Source organism: Paenibacillus sp. D9 (assembly GCF_001188365.1).
GTDB classification, from domain to species: domain Bacteria; phylum Bacillota; class Bacilli; order Paenibacillales; family Paenibacillaceae; genus Paenibacillus_O; species Paenibacillus_O humicus.
This window is the reverse complement of the sequence record NZ_JZEJ01000001.1, coordinates 4781765-4804310: the sequence shown is the minus strand read 5'-3', so window position 1 is coordinate 4804310 and position 22546 is coordinate 4781765. Positions and strand designations below refer to the sequence as shown.

Sequence of the window (22546 nt, the reverse complement as noted above, 5' to 3'; positions counted from 1 at the left end):
AGCCGGAATAACCGGCTGGCCTGAGAGCTGGCAAATCCGAGCTGTACCGATCAGCCGATCAAGCCCTCTTGCTGCATGAACCGCTTCAGCATGACGGCCGCTTGGGCGCGGCTCGCTTTCGCCTCAGGGGCGAAGGAATCTGCGGTCATGCCGGTAAGGATGCCTGCATCGACGGCTTGCGCGACGGAGACGCGGGCCCAGTCTGCAATGCCCGCCTTGTCCTTGAAGCCGTCGAGCGAAGAGGCTGCGGAAGAAGCTGCCGAGCCTTGCGCGAATGTCATCGCGCGGCCGATCATGACCGCCATCTGCTGGCGCGAGATCGTGTCGTTCGGCTTGAAGCTGCCGTCCGAGAAGCCTTCCGCCAGCTTCGCCTTCACTGCTGCGCCGACGGCGCCGGCATGCCAGTCGCCTGCGGCGACGTCGCTGAAGGCGGCTGCCGAAGCATCCGGCGCAAGGCCGAGGGAGCGGACGAGCAGCGCTGCGAATTCCGCCCGCGTGATGCTGCCGTTCGGAGCGAACTTGCCTGCAGCCGCTCCGTTGACGACGAGCTTGGAGGCGAGCAGCTCGACATCGGACTTGGCCCAATGTCCGCTGAGGTCCGCGAACGATCTGTCCGCCGTCAATACCGTGTAGATGCTGTTGCCTGTCCGCTTGAAGCTCGCCTTGACCGTACCGTCCGCCTGTTTGGCGAAGAGCGCGGGAACGAAGCTGAACGTACCCGTCTGCGGATCATACAGCGCGACGGTCGCATGGTCTCCGTTCTGGATTCCCGTCACGACGAGCGTGCGGGACACATAAGTCGAGCCGAATTCGTTCAGCTCGACGGTCTTCCCGCCGGCTGCCGCCGACATCGAGAATCCGATCGCTCCGCCAAGCGGCGATGCGCCGAGCGCCGCAGCGCTCTTCTTGATGCGGCTGTTCAGATCATCGCCCGCCGGATCGATGGCGATCTGCAGGGTGATGTCGACAGCCGGAGCGCCCAGCTGCTTCGCAATTGCTGCAAAGTCCAGCACCGACAGAGGCAGCGAATATTCGCCGTCCGCCGTCTGCAGCGATACGAGCATGCCTGCGGCCGCATCCTTCAGTGCGGAGAGCGGCAGCTCGAAGCGTACCGTTTGGCCCGGCTTGCCGTCAAACGCGATGTAGACGACAGGCGCCGCGCCATGGTTGTCCTGCTTGGCCGCCTTGGCCAGCGCGTCGGCAAGCGCAGCCGCATCCGGGGCGACGACCGTTGCCGGACGGCCTGCGCCGTCGGCCGATTCGGAGACTTTGATTTTGCTCGCGTCCACGACGACCGGAGCCGCTCCGGAGCCGATCGGCGTGATCGGCTTGCCGGCTGCAGCCGGCGGCGGTGTCGGTGCCGGAGTTGCCGCAGCGCCGCCGCCTGTGGAGCCGCCTCCTGGCGCCGGCGTTGGCGTCGGCGTCGCTGTTCCCGTTGGCGTTGCTGTTGGCGTCGATGACGTCGTCGGCGCCGTTGTCGGCGTCGAAATCGTTCCATCGCCGCCTCCATTGCCCCCGCCCGTTGACGAAGCCGTCACGTCAAAACGCCTGCTGTCCACCTGGGTTCCTTTTCCGGCAACGGCCGTATAGGTACCTCCAGGCTCTCCCGCGCCAAGCGTGAACGGAGCTGCGAAGCTGCCGCCGGTCACCGGCACGATATCGAAGTAGACGATGCTGCCGTCGGGCCGCAGCACCTTGACGATGATCTCGTCCAGGGAAGAGCTGCCCTTGAGATCGACCCTTTCCCCCGCCTTGACCGCCGGAACGGCATCAAGCGAAACGGCGGCGGAACCGGCGGCGGAAGCCGCCGGCGCCACGAGGGCGAGGCACAGCGTGAGCATCATGACAAATTGCAGCACTCGCGATTTCACGTTTGGTTTTCCCCGCTTCCTCATTAGTCGTTGTAGCCGTTCCGCAGCATGGCTTCGTCGATTTCCGCCTGTGTCTTGACCGTGCCGAGACTAAGGCCGAGATCCATCGTGCCGCTGTCGAAGCTGCTGACGAGGAACGCCTTGACGGTATAGGCTTTGGATGCCGCATCCGATACGTTGAACTTCACGGTATAGGTGCCCGTTCCGACCATGAGCTCGCTCGAGGCGATGCCGACCGGCGTCGTGCCGTCGAACAGCTCGAAGACGACAGACTGGGTTCCGGCATTGTCCGACTGCGCCTGGTTGTAGATGAACACTTTGGCGGCAATGCCGTTTGTTTTCGTGACTGCGGGCGCCGTCATATAGAAAATATCGGAAGATTTGAAGGCTTCCCCGTCGAATGCTCGGGTGCCGTAGCCTTCAGCCTCGACCTCGATCAAATATCTGCGGTCTTTCAGGAAGACGCCCTTGGCGATCGTCAGCTTGCCGCCGGCGACGCTGTACTCCGCATCGGTCAGATCCCGGTCTCCGGAACCACTCCATCGGTCCCATACCTTCACGTTGCGGATACGGCTGCTCCAGCCGCTGTCGTCATCCGATTTCAACACCGTATCGGCATCGCTGAACAGATAGCCGGTGAGCCGGGAGTCGCTTTGAGCAATGGTCATTTTGAGCTCTCCGCTCGCCCTGTAGCGATGCGAATCGATGAAGGCGCCGGCGGCGATCTTCACCTGAACGGTTCCCGCCTTGATCGGATCTTTCAGGAAGATGCCCGCCTGATTTCCTTGCAGGACGACTTTATCGCCAGCGGACAAGGTCTGATACGTCGCTCCGTTGTCGCTCGAGATTGAGATCAAATCGTACAGACGGGATCCGCCGTTCTCGTCGGCTGTCAAATCCACCAACTCTTCCGAGTAAGGATTTCCGAAGTAAAGGCCCAGGAAACCGCCCTTCAAGCCGACATACCCGCCTTGCAGACTGATTCCGTTCCCGTTGTTGACTTGGAAATACCACGTACTGAAACTGCTGTTTGAGTAGTTGCCTGCAAGATCCTTGACGGCTGCCAGATTGCCATAGATATAATAAATCGAGCTTGAAAACGATTCAAAATGGATCGTCAGGGTACGGCCCGAAACGGTTACCGTCGAACTGGACGGGAGAGGCTGGTTCATCCAGTTATTCCGCCAATAAACATTGTTTTTGAACGTTGCGATGTCTTCCTCGCTCATGGCCAGATCCTCATTGAAGATAAGCGTCAGATCCTTGAGATCGGGCGAAAGCAAATAATTGACATATTCCGGAGGTGTCGTATCCGCTATGTCTCCATCTGCATGTGCAGCCAGGTATGCGGTAACGACATTATCATTCGAATAATTCCCATTCGCGTCTTGGAGCGTCCCGCCCTGGATAGAGATCTGGGTCGTCTCCCCGCTCAGCGCTTTCTCCATATGCAGAAGCAGCTTGTTCCCTGTGATCGACGCCGTATCGCCAGCGCCCGGATTCCAGTTTCTGTTCGAATCCATCAGCCGGATTCTGGACTTCAGCTCGTCCAGACCAAAAAACGGCGTTGCATAGACCAAGCGGTCGAACGTAACCGTCACGTCATGATTGTCCGCGCTGAGCTCTGCGCTGCGGATCGCAGGCGGGCTCACGCTCAAGGTAAGCTCCGGAGTCGAGTTGCCCGAATCATCCTTCAGCAGGCCGGCGGCAAGCTTGAGCTTCGTCTTCGGCCCGGACACGAGCTTGAGATCGCCATTATAGCCGATAACCAGCTTGCTTCCGTTGACGCTTCCGTAGGCAAGACCATTCACGAGCGGGGAGAAATGCTCCCCATCCTGTGCGATCTGCAAGCTGCTCAGCAGGTAGGCTTCCTCATTCGTTTCGTCCGTGACATCGGCCGGATAGGAGATCTGTAGCGACTCGTCAAAATGCAGGCTGATCTCATAACCGCTGTTTCTCTTCTCGGCTCCGATGAAGGCTGGCGGCGTGATGTCCGCTCCGATGATGGAGTCAATGACAATGGACTGGGCATAAGGCTCCGTATCCTCGTCCAATACGAGTGCGTTCGCAGCGATAGCTACCGCGTTGCCCTTGCCGACCAGCGGCTCTGCCAGCGACAGAACGAGCTTGTCCGGATCGGCTGCGTCATAAGAGACTGTATCCGCCGTATCAAGAGGCGCAAAGTCTTCGGTGCCCGTCTTCCGGACGGTCACGGCGCTTTTCAAATCCTCTGCCTCATCTGCAGGCACGACGCTGCGATCGAAGGCGATGGTCAGCGTTTTGAAATCCCCGCTAAGAAAGCCCGTCACCTCCGGCGTGCCTTCCGACAGCAGGTCGCGCATCTCGCATTGCTTCCGCACGCCGCCTGCAGGATCATTTTCGAATGCTGCAACCGAGCAGGCGATCCCGTTCGTTGCCGTAGCGAACATGTAGCTGCTGCCGGTTCCAAAACGGACTTCCTTCGTTCCTTCAAACGAGCAAAAACCATTTTCATCCGCGCATTTCGTCCACGGACGATTGGTCGGCAATTCGCCTGCCGCCGACGCGGACGGCACAGGCAGGAAAGAAGAGGCAACCATGATTCCAAGCAGTCCTGCGATTAGACCTTTTTTCATACTCCCTTAGTCACTCCCAAAGAGATTAATAGCTTCTAAAGGAGTATAATGAGAGCCGATGACGGTTAAATGACAAACTTCGACGAAAAATCTATCTTTCATATGAAACAAAAGACCCATTCCGTCATTCGAAATGGGTCTTTTTCAATCATTGCGGTTCAGTTCCTTTCATTCAGACTGTCCAGAGACTCGGCATAAAGCTGGTTGATCTCCATGGAAGGCCCTACGCCGAGCTCCTCCCTCAGCATCAGCTCGTATTCCTTGTAGCGGCGGATCAAGCCTTCCCGATTATGCTGCATGACGAGCGCTCTCATCTCCAGCCTGAACGTTTCTTCGTCCAGCTCGTTGTGGAGGCTCAGCTTGCCGAGCAGCAGCAGCGCGGCCGGAGCGTCTCCGAGATTCAGCAGCGCCACACATAGCCGCTGGGCGAAGCCGGAATACAGGAGGGAGAGCCGCTCGACCTCGCTCCACGCCCATGGATAATCCAGATCGCCGAACAGGCTGCCGGCATACATCCGCTCCAGCTCCATCGCCTGCTCCAGATTGCTCTCGTCGATGGACGCCAGCTCCCGGCATTCCTCCTCGAAACGAACCATGTCCACCTGGGCTTGGCTGAGATCGAGCGCATAATGATTCGGATCCGAATGAAGGCTTCCCTTCAGTCCGACCGTATCGAGCAGCTTGCGCAGCTGATAGGCGGTCGTATTGAGGTAGATTTCGGCATTCTTGAGCGGCTTCCCTCCGAAAATATCCTCGATGAGCCGGGCTCGCGATACAAGGCTGCCGCGCTGCAGCAGCAGGTAGGCGCACAGCTCGGCGCTCTTGCTCGACTTCCATTTGACCAGTCCCAGCGTGCTGCTGCGGATCTCCATCCGCCCGAGGCAGTTGATCTGCGCCTGCGGCAATACCCCAGCTGCGCTCTCCTGACGGCTCGTCTCCCGGCCCAGCTCCGCCATCGCCCGCAGCACCGTCTTCTGCAGCCGTTCCTGGACGACAGGCTTCACCATATAGTCGTAGGCGTACAAATCATACGCCGGCAGCGCGTAGGCCGTATGAGAGGTGACGAAAACAACCCTCACCTCGCTGCCGCGCTCGCGGAGCCGCTGGGCGAACGCAAAGCCGTTGTCCCTCGGCATCTGGATGTCGACGAAAACCATGTCCACCTCCTCCCCGCTCAGGAACGCTTCCGCCGAAGCGGTATCGGTGAAGCTGCCGGCAATTTCGATCCCGTCGCCGATTTTAGCCAGCATCCGTTTCAGGATCAGATGCATCGCTTTTTCATCATCGATAAGGACGACTCTCATCGTATCTCCCTCTTGTCCTCTTCCGCGGCATTCGCGGACGGCATGGTGAAATAAAAGGTGCTTCCTTGACCGGGAACGCTGTCGAACCAGATTTCCCCGCCGCTCAGCCGGACGAACTCCCTGCACAGGGTCAAGCCGAGACCGACTCCCCGTTCCCCGCCCGTTCCCTCGGAAGGAATGGAAAAGTCCTCGTTCAGCAGCGTATGGATCTGATCTGCGGGCACTCCCATGCCCGAATCGCGGACGGACACCAGCATGCTGTCTCCGGAGCTTGAAGCGCGCAGAAGGATGCGTCCGCCCGGTTTCGTGAATTTGACGGCATTGGAGAGCAGATTGCGGAGGACCAGGTCCAGCATCTCCTTGTCCGCATACACCGTCGCATCGGGAGCGATTTCGGATCGGATTTCGATGCCCTTGTCTTCGCTGCGGCTTCGGAGCAGCCGCACGTTGCGCAGGACTGCATTTTCCAGGCCGATGGCGACTGGAGCGAAGTTCATGCCGCCGCGCTGGCTGCGGAACCATTCCAGCAGGCTTTCGACCAGCTCAAATATGTTGCGCACCTGGCCTCCCATCTCGCGGACGATCTCCTGCTCCTCCTCTCTGCAGTCCGTCGTCTCCTCCTCCAGCAGCTCCATCAGGTTGTGGAGCACCGCGATCGGATCCCGGATATCGTGGGCCACGACATTGAACATCTGATCCTTGAAGGCGTTCAGGTCGCTCAGCTGCCTGGCGTTCTCCAGCAGACGCTCCTCCGAGAGAACCGTATCCGTCACGTCGCGCAGGAGCAGCATCTTGCCGGTCGGCCTGGAGCGGTAGTCGTGGATTTCCGACAGCTGGACCTGGTAATGCAGGCCCGATGCCTCATCCCGAATCCGCTCCCGTCCGCTGAAATCGCCGCCAAGCGCAATCCGGCGTATCTCCGGCTGCCCCCCGAGCAGCGCCGCGACCGGCAGCCCGATGCCGTTTTTGCGGCCCAGCCCGGGAATGGCGCGGCAGGCCGCCTGGTTGAAGCCGCTTATGTTGTCATCGAGATCGAGCAGGAGAACGGCGTCCTGCATCGACTCGAACACTTTCTGCAGCGCCATGGGCGCCAGCCGAAGCAGGTTGAACTGATAGATGCCGAGCAGGAAAAAAACGCCCGAGAGGACGAATCCGAAAGGAGAGATGTCGATAGGAGTGTGCAGGCCCCCGCTCAGATGGACCAGTGTGAATCCGTAAGGCGCGCAGGAGCCGATCAGCATGAAGCCGACCTGCTTCCGCATTCGCGGCGCCGATCTCCAGTACATCTGAAGCAGCATTCCGGTCCCGATGAAGAAGAGCAGATAGGAATAAGCGGCATGAAGGAGGTAGAGCGGTCCGCGGACGATCCGGGCGAGCGGGAAGCCCTCCGAATAATCGAGCGTCAGGCTTCGGTAGAACAAATGATGCCATTCGTTCGTGTTGTGGGCAACGAACGTAACGATGGGGATGGCCATCGCCAATGCGACGGTCCACTTGCGTATGTAGGCCTCTCTGCCAGTGTAATGAAGCACCATGATCATCCAGAACACCGTGCCGAACGGAATGCCGATATATTCGACGCGCAGCCAGAAGCGGATCGCTTCCAGCGACGAGCTGACGATTTCGAACGCATATCCGAACGTATACAAAGCGGTTGTCAGAATGCCGAGCCCGTAGCTGACGGCGATCGGCAGCTCCCTTCTTTTCCAGCAGAGAAAGACGACGACGGCCGAGCAGGACGTAGCTGCCATCAACAAGGCCGATAGGTAAAGATTGAAGTTCATGCAGGGGGAGCTCCTCAGCGGAAGATAGGCCTTTCCTCCATTATACGCGCTCCCGATGACAGTACAATGACAAGATTCGACAAGGTTCAAGAGGTTGAAAAAAAGCCTCCGCCGGACGATTTCGTCCACACGGAGGCCGTTTCGGATTCAAGTCCGGGCGGGGGGCAGTTTCGAATACAAGTCCGGGCGGAAGGCAGTCAGCAGCCTTCTTCCCGCGGAACCGCCGCCTCTGACCGGAACGCGCTGGCCAGCGGCTGGCCTCAGCGGGTACGACGGCTGCCGAGCAGCGTCGCCATCGCGAGCAGGGCCAGAACTTCGGCGGCGGCGATAACGACCGCGAGCGGGAGGGCGCTGCCCTCGCCTCCGAGTCCCGACAGCGCAGAGAACGCCATTCCGGCGGCGAACTGCAGCATGCCGATCAGCGCGGATGCGCTGCCTGCGGCGCTGCCGGCATTTTGCATCGACAGAGACGTCGATGCCGTGCCGACGATGCCCACGCTCGACACAACGATGAACAGCGAGGCCATCACCGGGGCAAGGCCGCCCCCAAGCAGCACGGTCCCGAGCAGAGCGGCGCCGCCGCAGAGGGCGATCAGGACGCCGCTGCGGAACAGGCGCTCCGTGTCCATGCGCATGGCCAGCCTTCCGGTCAACTGGGAGGCGAGGATGATTCCGGCTCCGTTGAGCGCGAAGATGAAGCTGTACTGGGATGGCGACACCCCGTACAGCTGCTGCAGCACGAAGGACGAGCCGGAGATGTACGCGAACATCGCTCCCGACACGAGGCTCATCGTCAGCACGAAGCCCATGAAGGAACGGTCGCGCAGGAAGAAGCCGAAGTTGCCGACCGTCTGCCTCAGACCGCCCTTGGCGCGGCGCTGCGGAGCCAGCGTCTCCGGCAGCGCGAGCCAGGCGGCCGTGAGCAGGATGACGCCGAGAATAGCGAGGAACACGAACGTCCCGCGCCAGCTGACGAAGCGCAGCAGCTGGCCGCCGAAGATCGGCGCCAGAATCGGGGCGGCGCCGTTGATCAGCATGAGCTGCGAGAAGAATCGCGTCATCTCCTTGCCGGAGTAGAGATCGCGCACGACCGCTCTGGCGATGACGATGCCGGCCGCTCCGGAGAGGCCCTGGATCAGCCGGCAGGCGAGCAGCATCGCGATGCTGCCGCTGAAGGCGCAGAGCAGCGAGGCAGCCGCGTAGATGGCGAGAGCGGCGAGCAGCGGCTTTTTGCGGCCCCGGGCGTCGCTGAGCGGACCGGCCAGCAGCTGCCCGGCAGCCAGGCCGAGCATGCAGAACGTCAGGCTGAGCTGTCCGAGCAGCTTGGTCCCGCCGAGCTCGGCCGTCATTTCCGGCAGCGCGGGCAGGTACATATCCAGTGAAAAGGGCCCGATCGCCGTGAGCGACCCCAGCATAATCGCCAGCCCCCAGCGGCGCGGCGCTGCGGAGCCGGCTCCGGTATCAGGACGCCCGGCTTGCGCCGCTTCCTCCAGGCTGCCGGAAGGTTCCTGGCCGGGTTGCGGCTGGGCTTCAGTGGTCGTCGACAAGATGCATCCTCCTTGGATTCCGCCGTAGCTGCCGGGAAGCAGGCGGATGCGCGCTACGCTCCCGGCCGGCCGAATCGATCGAATTCACCTATCGTACCCGAAATCCAGCCTCCCGCCAACCTCTCTTTTTTTCCCCTTGCCGGATGCGGTCTGCTCCTTCAGCCGCCTAAGGCGCATGCCTCTTCACAGCTTGCTCCCCGCAGAGGAAGGCTTCCTCGCGATCAAGCCGGGCAAGACGAATTTACTTGGCTGTCTTGAGAAGGCTGGTGATCGTTCCCAAGTGAATGGCTTCGTGGACCAGGGCGAAATTGAACAATTCTCCCGCCGTGTCGAAGCGGAACGATCCCATGATGAATGGCGAATCCAGCTGCTGCTCCAGCATCGCGCCCGTCAGCTCGGACAGACCGTCCAGCTGCGTCCCCAGCATCCCGACGAGCTCCTCCTTCGACGGAGGCGTCATCTCCCAGTCCGCGGGCTTCGTACCGGAGGAGAACAAGGTTCCGTAAGAGTCCGGAACGGAGGAGGGGAGCCCGAAGCTCATCGATGCATACCGGTCGAGCCAGTAGACGATGTGGCCGACATTCCAACGGATCGTATTGTTGAAGCCTGCAGGCTGGCGGGCGAACAAGGATTCGTCGATGGCTTGAATGTGGCCGATCGCGATTTGACGAAGCACCTGGCTGGTGTGAAGAACGGGCTGGGACATGATTCATTTCCTCCTTGGGATCGATTGGGTTTTGTTGAACCTCTTTCATGGCTTTATTGTAGTCTCGCGTCGCTTGGGGAACCATCACACGTTTCCGATGCTATCGATCGCTTTTACTAATGATATAATGGAAAAAAGTGCCGCAAAAATGTCCGTAATCATGCCTTCGTCAAAAGTCGAAAGAAAAACAGCCTTCAACAGAGGAGAGCGATCGGATGGAACTCAGACAGCTGGAATATTTTGCGGCCATCTGCAAGGAGATGCACTTCTCCCGAGCAGCCGAAAACCTCTGCACGACCCAGTCAAATCTCAGCCAGCAGATCAAGTTTCTGGAAAACGAGCTGGGGACGCCTCTGTTCGACCGGATCGGCAGGAGGATCGCCCTCACGGATGCGGGCAAAATGCTGCTGGAGCAGAGCGAGCTGATTTTCGAGCGGGTCGCCTATATTCATGGCGCTGTTTCGGATCTGAAAAGCATGGAGGGAGGCAAGCTGGATATCGGTATCCTGCCCGGGGACGGGGACTTGCTGTTTGACGCCTTGCTGGTCGACTTCCACCGGAAATACCCCAAGCTTTCCATCACGGTGACGGAAACGGCGGATGTATACGAGCAGGTCGCAGCCGGCACGCGAGATCTCGGCGTGACGACGGTTCCTGCCAAGCCCGACGGCCGGATTGAGGTCGTACCGCTCTTCCACGAGGAATTCGCACTCGCCATGCGATGTGATCACCCGGCGGCGAAATCCAGGGCGATCCCGTTCGACCAGCTGCAGCACTTGAAGCTGATTCTGTTCGGAGCTGACCATCAGATCACGAAGCTGATCCATTCCTGCTCCAGGGATAAAGGAATCTCCTTGGACAATCCAATCGTGACATCGACGTTGTCGACGATGCTGTCGCTCACCGAGCAAGGAATCGGAGCCTGCATCCTTCCCCGCCTGCTGCTCGATCATCTGGACCGCAAAAACCTATCCGTCGTCACGCTGCTGAATCCGACGCCGAGCCAGAATATCTGCATCCTCTACCGGACCGACCGGTTCATGGGTCAGGCAGCCCGGTTGTTCATGAGAGAGCTGCAGGACTATATCCGGAGCGTTGTGGAAGCCGCCCGGCGTTCGTCCGGGTAGCGGGCTGCGGCCGCGGCTTCTCTCCCCAACGTGCTGCCGCCCCTCCTTGCGTACGGTGGCCATGAACACGGAATGGCAAAATAGGGAGCCTCCGGAGAGGCTCCCTTTCTTGCTGCCTGAATGAATAGGGCCAAAGCTGTCACGGGTCCTCCCCGTTCCCATGCGCCGAACTCCACGGCTCGGCAATGCCCATATACTCAAGGCGCCTTCGCGGCACCCGGCTCATTATGACCGGCCTCGTGAAAGCACGCGGGCTTTTGTCTTGAACATTCGCTCTCCCATTATTCGTCTATGAGCCCGGCTTGAATAAGCAGCTTTTGCAGCATTTGCGCCGTTTCCGCTCTCGTCAGGGAATGGCCGGGCTTGAGCGAGCCGTCTGAGTAGCCCTGCAGCAAACCCTTGCCGATCAAAGAGGAAGCCGCCGTTTGGGCCCAGGCTGGAATCCTATCCGCATCCTTGACTCCGCCGAGCTTGCCGTCCGAATCCTCCCCGGCGGCCAAGCCAGCCAGCTCCGCAGCCCGGTTCAGGATAACGAAGGCTTCCGCGCGCGTAATGCCGCGGTTCGGCTGAAACCTGCCATCCCCATCCCCGTAACCGGAGATGAGCCCGTTCGCGGCTGCGGCGGCAACAGCCTGCGCATACCAGGCCGACGAAGCAACGTCGCTGTAGGCCGAAGCTGCTCCGTCCGCATCAAGGCCGAGAGACCGTACTGCCATGGCGGCGAATTCGGCTCTGGACACCTTCTCGTCCGGGGCGAACGACGTATCCGTCCTTCCGCTCAAGACGAGCCGCGAAGCCAAATCCCCGATCGCGGCTTGCGCCCAGTGTCCGGCCGTATCGCCGAACGACTTCGAATGCGTCACGACAGCAAAGGTCCCGTCTGTCAGGTTGCTCAGCAGCGCCCAGTATTGCCCGGTCTCATCCTTCAGCACTCTCGTCGGAACCGGAACCAGGCTGCCGCCGGCTGCCAGACGGACTCCGGCTGCGGTTCCTGCGGCAGCTGCAGGGTCCGCGATCGCAAGCGACCTCGTCACGAAGCGATCCAAACGAGCCGCTTGGGTCCTGCCTGCTTTATCCACGTAAGAGATGCCGAAGCCGACCGGGCCTGCCAGCCATGCGGCGCCTGCCGCCGCGGCTTGAGAAGCTGCGCCTTGCCGGATGTCTTCGGTCCGGAAGGAGATCGAAATCTCGACTATGGCCTTATCTTCTGTCAGGCCCGCGCCCATGTTCCGCGCGACAGCAGCAGCAGGAACGGAGAAGGCCGCCGCTGCGGAACGGAACTCCAGCACGGCGCCTGCCGCAGCCAGCTTCTCCAGCGAATGCAGGCTCAGCTCGCCGATGAACGTCCCCGACCTATTCGATACCGGAACGACGATGACCGGAGCCTTCATACTGCCGGCGATCTCCTCCAGACGTTCCTCGATGAAGGTCAGCCTCGATACGGCGGCTCCCTCTTTCATGCTGTCGCACAGCAGTGCGATGTCATGCTTGGCGCCGTTGATGATGACGCCGACCGTGGCCGTCGGGGCCGGAGACGGCGAGGAGGACGGTGCTGCAGGTCCTGGCCATCCCGGCCCGGGAGATGCGCTTACTTCCGGCGTTGCACCCGGCGAAGGCGTTCCGCTCGGACCAGGCGTCGCGCTCGCTCCCGGCGTTCCGCTCGGACCAGGCGTCGTGGTCGGTATCGGCGTCCCGCTCGGACCAGGCGTCGAGGTCGGTATCGGCGTCCCCGGCGGGAAGCCGTAGCCGACTTTCACGGTCATTGCTTGGCTCGGCCCGCTTTCACGGTGAAGGCGGTCGACGGCCGTGACGACGTACGTATACGTCCTGCCCTCATCGACCATCCGGTCGTTGTACGTTTGCAGGCTCCCTTCCTGCTTGCGGATGTACGCCGCGATATGGGAAGCATCGTCGATATCTCCCGACTGGCTGCCGTCGAAACGGTAAACGACGTAGGAGGTCTCGTCCGAGGAGGAATCGGCGTTCCAGATGACGCTGACTCCGTCCGCCGTTTGCGCCGCGCTCGGCATCGGTGCGGACGGCGCTTTGCCGCCCAGCCATGGCATGACCGGAATCAGCGCCGGATAACGGTACAGATCGCCGCGCAGGCGATCCCCGAAACCAAGCGGATTTTGTCCGAACTGAGTCGCGCTGAAGTACATGCTGCCCTGGACGGAATCATAATTGCGGTTCAGGATGACCTGGTTCGGCATCTCTTCGGGATTGCTCCAGCCGTCGGCCGCTCCGATCCGGTAGATCGCCTGTCCGCTGTACAAGTGCACGTTCTTTCCTTGGACGGCGTCGTTCCACCAGGCGATCAGCTTCTCGTACGCAGCCGGGGAATAGCCCATATACCAGTAAGTTTGCGGCGTCACATAGTCGATCCAGCCTTCGTCGATCCATGTTTTCGTATCGGCGTAGATCGCGCTGTAGCTGCTGAGCCCGTTCGTATCGGAACCGGACGGATCCTCGCTCTTGTTCCTCCAGATGCCGAACGGACTGATGCCGAACTTCACATATGGCTTCGCGCCCTTGATCTGGAGGCTCATCCGCTCGACAAACAGGTTGACGTTGCTCCTGCGCCAATCATCCTTCGTCAGGCCTCCGCCGGAAGCCTGATAGGCCGCGTACTGATCAGCGTCCGGGAAATCGACTCCCGCTACCGGATAAGGATAGAAATAATCGTCGAAATGAACGGCGTCGATATCGTAGCCGCGGACAACCTCCATAATGCCGCTTTCGATATATTCCCTTGCTTCGGGAATCGCCGGATTGAGGTACAGCTTGCCTCCGTACTCGACTCTCCACTCGGGGTGCAGGATCGCCGGATTGTTCGGGGCGAGCGCGGACAGGTCGTTCTTGATGCTGACCCGGTAAGGATTGAACCAGGCATGAAACTCCATGTTGCGCTTATGGACTTCCTCCAGGACGAATGCGAGCGGATCGTAGCCCGGATCCTGCCCCTGCTTGCCCGTCAGCCATTCCGACCACGGAGCCAGGTCCGACGGATAGAAGGCGTCGGCAGTCGGCTTCACCTGCATGATGACCGCATTGATTCCGTCCGCCTTCAGCTCGTCAAGCAAGGCGATATAATCCCGCTTCTGCCGGTCGGCATCAGTGACGCCTTTAAGCGGCCAGTCCACATTGTCGACGGTAGCGATCCAGGCCGCCCGCATTTCCCGCTTGGGATTCGGCAGCGCCGCGCTGACGACGAGGTAGACGCTGCTCGTCTTGCCGCCGAACGTCGCCGTAATCTGGGCGGCGCCAGCCGATCGGGCCGTCACGAGTCCGCCGGCATCGACGGATGCTACTTCCGGCTTGCTGCTCTTATAGCCCACTCCTTCCGTGACCGGCACGGGAGCGGGCAGAATACTGTACGCAGCCTCCACCACGGTCCGCGCGCTGTCTCCGACGTTCATCGCCGCCAGGCTGGCGAGGGAAATGCTTTGCAGCACCGGTACCGGATCGGCTGCGACGACATTCAAGGACGCCGACAGACCGCGGTATTCGGCCGTCAGAACGGCCTCTCCAGGTTGAAGCGCTTTCATTTTCCCTTTCGAATCGATCTCCACTGCATTTGGCGCACTGCTCCGGTAAGCGGCTCCCGACAACACCGATACAGGATTCGCCAGACCTCCGTAATAGGCATAAATTCTTAGCGAATCGGCCGATCCCGTCACGAGCCGAGGAGGTCCCGATACTTCCAGCTCCGACGGAACAGGAGCTTCGTCCGCGACCGTTACTTCCGCATAGGCCGCCGCGCCGTAACCGGACATCATGGCCGTAATCGTTGCATGCCCCGCCTGCTTCGCCTGGACGATACCGCTCCCGTCCACCGAGGCGACGCTTTCGTCGCTGCTGCTGTAGGTCAGCGCCGAAGCAGGAACGGCTGCGGGAGCGGTCCTTCCCGCATATGTGGCCTCGACGACGGTCGGCCGGCTTTCTCCGGTCTGCATCGGGCCGAGCCCGTTCAGATCCAGACCGTACAGAGACGAAGAGGAGCCGAATGCGCTCAACTGGTCCACGTACAGAACTCCCTTGTTTTTATTATCGTCCTTCGTTTCGGCCAGATAGATCTGGGTGATCTTCAACGGCCTCGGCATGCTGGCGGGTATCGGGGCGGTTATGTATTTCCAGCCGGTCCAATCGACCCGGGCTGCGAGATCGATCGCCGTCTTCGCGCCTCCCGAATCCATCAGCTGGGCCCTCAGCCAGTGATTGTCGCCTGCTCCGTACACCCAGACTCCAATCTGCTTCGGATCGCCGGGAAGGCTTCGTCCGGCGGAGCCGTTGTCGTCCTTGAAATTGATATAAGATGCCGAAGTGCCTGTCGTGCCGGTAAAATCATAGGACAGCTTGGCCGCATGCCTGCCGTAGTAGATCGTTGCCGGCCTGCTCGCCAGCTCCAGCGTCGTGACCGACTTGACGGAAGAAGCCTGAAGGTAATCGGTTTTCTCGAATCCTTCGACCAACGAAGACGAATAAGGCAGGTCGTACGCTTGCTCGGCCGAGACAGGGGATGTCCCTATTCCGGGAATTATCGTGCCGATGCCAAGCATGATGGCGGTGACGACGGGAATCGACTTGCGCAGCTTTCTAGTCCAGCTCATCTTTTGCCTCCCTGAATGCCCGTTGTTTTTGACTCCATGAACGCGGATCTGATTCTGCTATAAAGCGCTGCACCTTTCTTCGCTCCTGCACTTTCTTCGCTCCTGCATTTTTCCTCGCTCCTGCTTCCGGTTTCTCTCCCCCTCACCTCCAGCGGCCAGGACTGGGTCTTCTCTATCAGACTAGTAGATAAATTTTACATTTTCAATATATTTCGATTTTTTATTTTATTATGGAATAATATTTCAGCGTGTTGGAACAAAAAAATCCCCTCGGCCGACCACAATTCCGCCGCCTTCAAAAGGCGGCAGCGTGATCACCCTCGGGGAATTCAGCTATCCGGCAAGCTCGAAGCTCTCTGCTTCAGCCTGAAACCGCGGAACTTGCTACTTCAACGCGCCAGGGATGCGGACGGCAATGAGCTTGCTGTCCGTCTGCACGATCAGGACCGGGCCGGTCCGGAGAGTCGGTCCGAACAGGCGGGTTCCCGCGTTCACTTTCAGGACGGGTTCCGTCGATTGGAGATTGAACGCATACAGGAAGCCGTCCGACTGCGCGGAATAAACGCCGTTGCCGAATACCTCCGTGCGGACCGCAGGATTGTCTCCGGCCCAGGACACGGGATCTCCGTTGGAAGTCTTGAGCCCCCGCAGCGCTCCGCTGTCCCGGTCCACCAGGAAAAGCCTTCCGGAGGCCGGCTTGCCCGCCAGCTCCGTCCGCTCGCTGCGCTTGGCGTATGTCTTCGAAGGCTTCTGGCCCGAGGCATACCGGCTGAAGTCGAACTTCAAAACATTGGCGCCCGTATCCAGATAGAGGTCGCTTCCGTCCAGAAATGCCCTCTCCCCTCCGTACGGGTAGGGAGGCTGGCCCGGCAGCTTGTAGCCGTACTCCCGGGTTTCCTGGGACTTGCCCGTGCGCAGGTCGAGCACCGAAACCTTGAAGACGCGATTCGGACTCGCGTCCAGATCGGCATTGGGCAAGCCGTCCTTGACCGCATAGACCTTTCCGTCCTTCACGTCGAGCAGGCTGCTCGTCGAGCCCGCTTTCCACAGCAGCTTGCCTGTCCCCTTGTCCACGGCGTCAAGCTGGATGGATGTTATCGCTCCGGACACGACATAGGACATCAGCACGACGCCGTCATGCTCCTGGATTTCATAGGGCGCATAGGTTGCGGACTTCTCCGTCTGCTTCCACAGCTTCTTGCCGTCGGAAACCCGGAGCGCCGTGACGACATTGCCCGTCGTCGCGTACACCGTGTCGCCGCGCACGATCGGTATGCGTCCGTCCTCTTGGGCGCCTGCGGACGATATCCATCTTGGCTTGCCGGTTGCGGCGTTCAGAGCGGCGATCTTGCCGTCCCGCTGCACGACATAGACGGAACTGCCCTCATAGACGACAAAGGGTCGAAGTCCCGTCCCGTAGCGGAACGTCTCTTTGCCGCTCTCCGCGCTGCGGGCGATGAGCTTTCCGCCGCCGATGGAATAGACGACTCCCTTCTCCGCGACCGCATTGGTCGCGTAGAGGAAGCCTTGCGGCCCGGGCTTGTCGATAGCGGCGGTCCATAGAGGCTTGGCCAGCGGCGCGTTCAGCGCTGCCGGCGCGTATCCCGGCGCGGACAGCACCGGCGCCTCGGCGCTCGCCGGGGCGGAGGGAATCGCCGCTCCGAGCAGCAGGGATACGCCAAGCAGCGTGGAAGACAGCCGCAGGGCGGAGTTTTTTCGGGTAGAAGCGAACATATGGGCAGGCATCCTTTCCAGCTTGGAGGTAGCGGGACAGGGATACGCCGGAACAACCGGCGGCGCCCCATTTCCCGTCTGGGTAATAGTCCCAGTTGCCATCTCTAGACGGAGCCTGCGGGTAAAAGTTGCTTCCGGACTCTAAAAAACTCGAGTTTAAAAGGCGCTGTTAGCTGCGATGAAGGCCCAAGGGCTGCAAATCAAACAGTTCCGTCAGCTCCAGCAGATCATCGATGACGGCGTCAGCCTGCATGAGCTCCTCTTCCTGGGCAAAGTCAAAGCGGCAGCCTACCGCCATGAGGCCATTCTTTTTCGCGGCAAGGATATCGGACAGCCTGTCTCCGACCACGGCTGCTTGTTCAATGCGATGTTTCTTCAGGATATGGCCGACCAGATCCGCCTTGTTTTGCGACTGGATGTGCTGGATGCTGAACGTTTCGGCAATCCAGGCGTCCAGCCTGTAATAGCCGACAATGGCGTTCAAATACTCGGCCTGCCCATTGCTCGCGATGAAAATCGGGCAGCCCGCTTGCTTCAAGCGCTCGAAGAGCTCGATGACATGAGGGTATAAAGCTCCTCTGCCGTCCGCAATGTTCCCAAGCAGCTTTTCATGAAAATAGTCGTTCGCCCTATGCCTGATTTCATTTGAATGATCGGGCAAGAGCGTTTCCCATACGACAGGCAGCGGAACTCCCATGATCTCTCGGTATTTCTCGATTGGAGTCGCGCTCGCCCATTCGCCAAGCGACTTCAGATAGCCGAACGTCTCCTGCAAGGAGATTTCTAAAATCCTGTCCGTCTGAAACAGCGTTCCGTCCATGTCGAATATAAGCGCAAATGGCACTGTATTCCTCTCCTCCGTCCGTTTATTTCCGCCTATCCATTTCATTCCACCTGCCTTCCAATAATCCCTCTCTTGCCGGCGGCACGCTCCGCGCCTGGGATGCGGAAGAAGCCAAAAAAACCTGTCCCGGAATGCCTGGAGGCATAGGCGGGAACAGGTTTTTTTTCGGGGATTTAACGAAGCACGCTACGCTTACTTCCGGTGCATCTTGAACTCCAGGAACAGCTCGTTGTAATGCGAGAGCATGCGCTTGCCGAGGTTGTCGTACACCTCGAGCCGGCCCGTCAGCTCCTCCGGCGGATAGAAGCGCTCATCCGAGGATATTTCCTCGGGCAGCAGCGGTATCGCGTCCTTGTTCGGCGTGGAGTAGCCGACGTACTCGGCGTTCTGGGCGGCATTGGCCGGATCGAGCATGAAGTTCATGAATTTGTAGGCTCCGTCGAGATTGCGGGCCGTCCTCGGAATGACCATATTGTCGAACCAGACGTTGGAGCCTTCCTTCGGAATGACGTAGTCGAGCTTGTCGTTCTCGTCCATGATCTCCGACGCATCGCCCGACCAGACGACGCCGGCGGCCGCTTCCTCGTTCGCGAGCAGCATCTTGATCTCGTCGCCGACGATCGCCTTCACGTTCGGCGTCAGCATCTGGAGCTTGCGCAGCGCTTCCTGCAGATGCTCCTCCTTGCGGTCGTTGAGCGAATAGCCGAGGCTGTTGAGGCCGAAGCCCATCACCTCGCGCGCGCCGTCGACGAGCAGCAGATTGTTTTTGAGCCGCGGGTCCCACAGGTCGTCCCAGCTGTCGAACACGAGATCCTTGGGCGTCAGCTCCGGATTGTAGATGATGCCGACCGTTCCCCAGAAATAAGGAATGGAATATTGATTGTCCTTGTCGAAGCTCAGATTCAGGAAACGGGAGTCGATATGCTTGAGATTGGGCAGGCGGCCGTGGTCGATCGGCAGCAGCAGGTCCTCCTGCTTCATCTTGTCGATGGCGTACTCGGACGGGACCGCGACGTCGAACGTCGTGCCTCCCTGCTGCACCTTCGTCATCATCGCCTCGTTGGAGTCGAACGTCTGGTAGATGACGGTGATGCCCGTCTCCTTCTGGAATTTCGTCAGCAGATCGGGATCGATATAATCGCCCCAGTTGTAGATGGTCAGCGTATTGGACCCGGAATATCCCTGGCTGGAATTGAGATAGGAAGCCAGATACATGCATCCGAGGGAGGCGACCAGAATGGCGGCGAAAGCCTGGATCAGGCCCTTCATCGCGATCCCCCCTCTCCCGCTCCGGTCATGACGCCGCCGCGCGACGCCGAGCCGGCTCTCGATCCGCTGCGCCGGGTGATGAAATAATAGCCCGCGACAAGCAGGATCGTGAACAGGAAGATGAGCGTCGACAGGGCGTTGATCGACAGCGAGATGCCTTGGCGGGCACGCGAGTAGATCTCCACCGACAGCGTGGAGAAGCCGTTGCCCGTGACGAAGAACGTCACCGCGAAGTCGTCCAGCGAGTAGGTCAGCGCCATGAAGAAGCCGGCGAAGATGCCTGGACGGATAAACGGCAGCACGACGCCCGTAAGCACCTGCCAGCGGCTCGCGCCGAGATCCCGGGCGGCATCGATGAGCGTCGGGCTCATTTCCTGCAGCTTGGGCAGCACCATGAGCACGACGATCGGCACGCTGAAGGCGATATGCGACAGCAGGACGCTGAAGAAGCCGAGCCGGATGCCGATCATCGTGAACAGGATGAGGAACGAGGCGCCGATGATGACGTCGGGGCTTACGATCAGCACATTGTTGAAGCTGAGCAGCGTGTTCTTGTTCCGCCTCCGGCGCACCTCATAGATGGCGAGCGCGCCGACGATGCCGAGCACCGTCGACAGAAGGCCGGACAGCAGGGCGATGACGAGCGTGTTCAGCACGATGATCAGCAGCCGGGTATCGGCGAACACTTCCCTGTACCAATCCAGCGTGAACCCTTCGTAGCCGTGCATCGTGCCGCCGCTGTTGAAGGAGTAGAACGTCAGATAGAAGATCGGCGCGTACATGACCGCGAAGACGGCGATCAGATACAGATTGGACCATGGCCATTTCTTGGTGGCATTCACTTCTACCTTCTCACCTCCCGTTTACCGGCTGCGAACATGATCAGCACCATGACGATAATCAAAAACACCGCGATCGTGGAGCCCATGCCCCAGTCCTGCGTGACGAGAAAATGCTGCTCGATGGCCGTGCCGAGCGTTATGACGCGGTTGCCGGCGACGAGCCGCGTAATCATGAACAGCGACAGCGCCGGGATGAACACGGCCTGGCAGCCGGCCTTGACGCCGTCCAGCGTCAGCGGGAACACGACCCGGCGGAACGTCGTCCACGGCGATGCGCCGAGATCCCTCGCCGCGAACACGAGAGACTGATTAAGCTCTTCAAGCGAATTGAAAATCGGCAGAATCATGAACGGAATGAAAATATAGACCGAGACGAACACGAAGCTGAAGTCGGTGAACAGAATCTGCTGCGCCCCGATGCCGAGCCACTCCAGCGACCGGTTGACGGCGCCGTACGTCCCGAAGATGCCCAGGAAGGCGTATACCTTGAGCAGCAGATTGATCCAGGTCGGCAAAATGATGAGCAGCAGCCACAGCTGCTTGTGCTTCGTCCGCGTCAGCAGCCAGGCGGCCGGGTATGCGATCAGCAGCGAGAACAGCGTGATGAGGAACGCATACCAGAACGAGCTCAGCGTCATCTTGAGGTAGACCGGCGTGAAGAAGCGGACATAGTTGTCCAGCGTGAACGCACCGTCGACGTCGAAGAAGGACTTGTACAGCGTCAGCGCGATCGGCGCCGCCACGAACAGCACAATCCACAGGACGTAGGGAACGAGGAAGAAATTGCGGTTGCGGACGGCCACTAGCTGTTCCCTCCGGGCCTGCCCGTCTCGATGGACGCCGGCTCAGGCGCTCCCGAACCCGGCTCGGCTCCTCCGGCCGCGCCGGCGGCATCCGTGCCGCCGGCAGCTCCGCCTGCTTCGGCCGCCTCGCGCGTTCCGTCCGCTTCCTCGTAGCCCTCCAGACGCTTGTCGAAGTCCGCCTCCGACTCCCCGAACCTCATGACGTGAATCGCCTCCGGCTCGAAATCAAGGCCGATGATTTCTCCGACGATCGCCTTGCGGGTCGAATGGACCATCCACTCGTTGCCGATGTCGTCGCGGCAGATAATCTCGTAATGCACCCCGCGGAACAGCTGGGTCTCGACGACGGCGCGCAGTTGGCCCTCGTCTGCCGGCTTCATCTCCAGATCCTCCGGACGCAGCACGACCTCGACCGGCTCTCCCCGGCGCAGGCCGCGGTCGACGCAGGTGAAGGCTTGTCCCGCGAACTCCACCTTATAGTCCTCCAGCATGCGGCCCGGCACAATGTTGGATTCCCCGATGAAGTCGGCGACGAACCGGTTGATCGGCTCGTCGTAGATATCCGTCGGCGTGCCGCTCTGCTCGATGATCCCCTTGTTCAGGACAAAAATCTCGTCGGACATCGCCAGCGCTTCCTCCTGGTCATGCGTGACGAAGATGAACGTGATGCCGAGCCGCCGCTGCAGCTCGCGCAGCTCGTACTGCATCTCGTAGCGCAGCTTGAGGTCGAGCGCGGAGAGCGGCTCGTCGAGCAGCAGCACCTGCGGCTCGTTGACGATGGCGCGGGCGATCGCCACGCGCTGCCGCTGGCCGCCGGACATTTCCCGGATCTCGCGCTTGTCGTACCCTTCCAGGTTGACGAAGCGGAGAGCTTCCTTCACCTTGCGTTCGATCTCGGCCCCCTTGAGCTTGCGGATGCGCAGCCCGAAGGCGACGTTGTCGTAGACGTTGAGATGAGGGAACAGCGCATAATCCTGAAAGACCGTATTGACCTGCCGCTTGTTGGCCGGGACCGAGTTGATGCTCCTGCCGTCCATGAGAATCTCCCCGGAAGTCGGCTCCATGAATCCGGCGATCAGCCGGAGAATGGTCGTCTTGCCGCAGCCTGACGGCCCCAGCAGCGTGTAGAACTTGCCCCGCTCGATGTCGAAGCTGACATCCTTCAGCACGGGAACGTCGTCATCGTACTGCTTGGTCACCCCGCGGAACGAGATGACCTTCGAATCGTTCATCGATGCTCCTCCTCTCCTGCGGCCTGAGCCGCGCCCGCCGGCGAATATCCGGTCCGCCGACGATCTTTATGCCTCATTATACCTGATTGCGCCCCTATTGGAATCATTCGGCGCTGCGGCGATCGGCAAAAAATTACGGTTCGAAAGACCCAGAAAATACCTCCGATTCTTCCTGACTGAGCCGTTGGGCCTTTGTTCCGATCCTTATCCTTCCATTTTCACGGATAATAAAGGCCTCCATATCTCGATAACTGGATA

At 60.2% G+C, this 22546-nt stretch carries 14 protein-coding genes; 1 reads left to right on the top strand and 13 read right to left on the bottom strand.

From position 1 onward, the window contains the following. Positions 1 to 50: 50 nt before the first annotated feature. The 6 genes from VE23_RS21490 to VE23_RS21465 form a co-directional block, all read right to left on the bottom strand. Complete coding sequence (locus tag VE23_RS21490; protein ID WP_157054016.1) at positions 51 to 1871, bottom strand: S-layer homology domain-containing protein; 1821 nt, start codon at positions 1869 to 1871, stop codon at positions 51 to 53. 23 nt (positions 1872 to 1894) lie between these two features. Then, on the bottom strand, positions 1895 to 4486 hold the full coding sequence (locus tag VE23_RS21485; protein ID WP_021881659.1) for a hemoblobin-interacting domain-containing protein: 2592 nt from the start codon (positions 4484 to 4486) through the stop codon (positions 1895 to 1897). A 158-nt stretch (positions 4487 to 4644) separates the two neighbouring features. After that, positions 4645 to 5790 carry a response regulator gene (locus VE23_RS21480; protein ID WP_049869068.1) on the bottom strand — a complete coding sequence of 382 codons (1146 nt, stop codon included), beginning with the start codon at positions 5788 to 5790 and terminating at the stop codon, positions 4645 to 4647. Continuing rightward, positions 5787 to 7574 (bottom strand): sensor histidine kinase, encoded by a 1788-nt coding sequence (locus tag VE23_RS21475; RefSeq protein WP_048748324.1) that lies wholly within the window; start codon positions 7572 to 7574, stop codon positions 5787 to 5789. Before VE23_RS21475 ends, VE23_RS21480 begins: the two co-directional genes overlap by 4 nt. A 260-nt stretch (positions 7575 to 7834) precedes the next feature. Further along, a complete protein-coding gene (locus VE23_RS21470) occupies positions 7835 to 9121 on the bottom strand; it encodes a multidrug effflux MFS transporter (protein WP_232317015.1) in 1287 nt (428 codons plus the stop codon). Positions 9122 to 9362: 241 nt separating this feature from the next. Continuing rightward, complete coding sequence (locus VE23_RS21465; protein WP_049869067.1) at positions 9363 to 9827, bottom strand: DinB family protein; 465 nt, start codon at positions 9825 to 9827, stop codon at positions 9363 to 9365. 215 nt (positions 9828 to 10042) lie between these two features. On the opposite strand from VE23_RS21465, the gene VE23_RS21460 reads away from it, so the two are divergent. Next, the gene (locus VE23_RS21460; RefSeq protein ID WP_021881126.1) at positions 10043 to 10954 is read left to right on the top strand and encodes a LysR family transcriptional regulator; all 912 of its coding nucleotides are present in this window, start codon (positions 10043 to 10045) and stop codon (positions 10952 to 10954) included. 281 nt (positions 10955 to 11235) lie between these two features. Here the strand turns inward: VE23_RS21460 and VE23_RS21455 are convergent, their stop codons facing one another. The 7 genes from VE23_RS21455 to VE23_RS21425 all read right to left on the bottom strand — a co-directional run bounded on the left by VE23_RS21455 (position 11236) and on the right by VE23_RS21425 (position 22288). Then, positions 11236 to 15564 (bottom strand): family 10 glycosylhydrolase, encoded by a 4329-nt coding sequence (locus VE23_RS21455; RefSeq protein WP_069202508.1) that lies wholly within the window; start codon positions 15562 to 15564, stop codon positions 11236 to 11238. A gap of 384 nt (positions 15565 to 15948) precedes the next feature. After that, positions 15949 to 17298 carry an outer membrane protein assembly factor BamB family protein gene (locus VE23_RS21450; RefSeq protein ID WP_049869066.1) on the bottom strand — a complete coding sequence of 450 codons (1350 nt, stop codon included), beginning with the start codon at positions 17296 to 17298 and terminating at the stop codon, positions 15949 to 15951. A gap of 169 nt (positions 17299 to 17467) precedes the next feature. Continuing rightward, a complete protein-coding gene (locus VE23_RS21445; protein ID WP_198156198.1) occupies positions 17468 to 18142 on the bottom strand; it encodes an HAD family hydrolase in 675 nt (224 codons plus the stop codon). Between the two features lie 192 nt (positions 18143 to 18334). Further along, on the bottom strand, positions 18335 to 19411 hold the full coding sequence (locus VE23_RS21440) for an ABC transporter substrate-binding protein (RefSeq protein WP_049869064.1): 1077 nt from the start codon (positions 19409 to 19411) through the stop codon (positions 18335 to 18337). Further along, a complete protein-coding gene (locus VE23_RS21435) occupies positions 19408 to 20193 on the bottom strand; it encodes an ABC transporter permease (RefSeq protein WP_048748896.1) in 786 nt (261 codons plus the stop codon). Before VE23_RS21435 ends, VE23_RS21440 begins: the two co-directional genes overlap by 4 nt. Before the next feature lie 62 nt (positions 20194 to 20255). Beyond that, the gene (locus VE23_RS21430; protein WP_049869062.1) at positions 20256 to 21056 is read right to left on the bottom strand and encodes an ABC transporter permease; all 801 of its coding nucleotides are present in this window, start codon (positions 21054 to 21056) and stop codon (positions 20256 to 20258) included. Further along, positions 21056 to 22288, bottom strand: coding sequence for an ABC transporter ATP-binding protein (locus tag VE23_RS21425; RefSeq protein WP_084781615.1), 1233 nt, complete (start codon positions 22286 to 22288; stop codon positions 21056 to 21058). The genes VE23_RS21430 and VE23_RS21425 overlap by 1 nt, the downstream gene beginning before the upstream one ends. Positions 22289 to 22546 lie beyond the last annotated feature (258 nt).

Excerpts from the sequence above, each read along its gene's own strand:
- VE23_RS21485 (WP_021881659.1), bottom strand. The coding sequence starts at position 4,486 with ATGAAAAAAGGTCTAATCGCAGGACTGCTTGGAATCATGGTTGCCTCT.
- VE23_RS21480 (WP_049869068.1), bottom strand. The coding sequence starts at position 5,790 with ATGAGAGTCGTCCTTATCGATGATGAAAAAGCGATGCATCTGATCCTG.
- VE23_RS21475 (WP_048748324.1), bottom strand. The coding sequence starts at position 7,574 with ATGAACTTCAATCTTTACCTATCGGCCTTGTTGATGGCAGCTACGTCC.
- VE23_RS21465 (WP_049869067.1), bottom strand. The coding sequence starts at position 9,827 with ATGTCCCAGCCCGTTCTTCACACCAGCCAGGTGCTTCGTCAAATCGCG.
- VE23_RS21460 (WP_021881126.1), top strand. The coding sequence starts at position 10,043 with ATGGAACTCAGACAGCTGGAATATTTTGCGGCCATCTGCAAGGAGATG.
- VE23_RS21455 (WP_069202508.1), bottom strand. The coding sequence starts at position 15,564 with ATGAGCTGGACTAGAAAGCTGCGCAAGTCGATTCCCGTCGTCACCGCC.
- VE23_RS21450 (WP_049869066.1), bottom strand. The coding sequence starts at position 17,298 with ATGTTCGCTTCTACCCGAAAAAACTCCGCCCTGCGGCTGTCTTCCACG.
- VE23_RS21440 (WP_049869064.1), bottom strand. The coding sequence starts at position 19,411 with ATGAAGGGCCTGATCCAGGCTTTCGCCGCCATTCTGGTCGCCTCCCTC.
- VE23_RS21435 (WP_048748896.1), bottom strand. The coding sequence starts at position 20,193 with ATGTACGCGCCGATCTTCTATCTGACGTTCTACTCCTTCAACAGCGGC.
- VE23_RS21425 (WP_084781615.1), bottom strand. The coding sequence starts at position 22,288 with ATGAACGATTCGAAGGTCATCTCGTTCCGCGGGGTGACCAAGCAGTAC.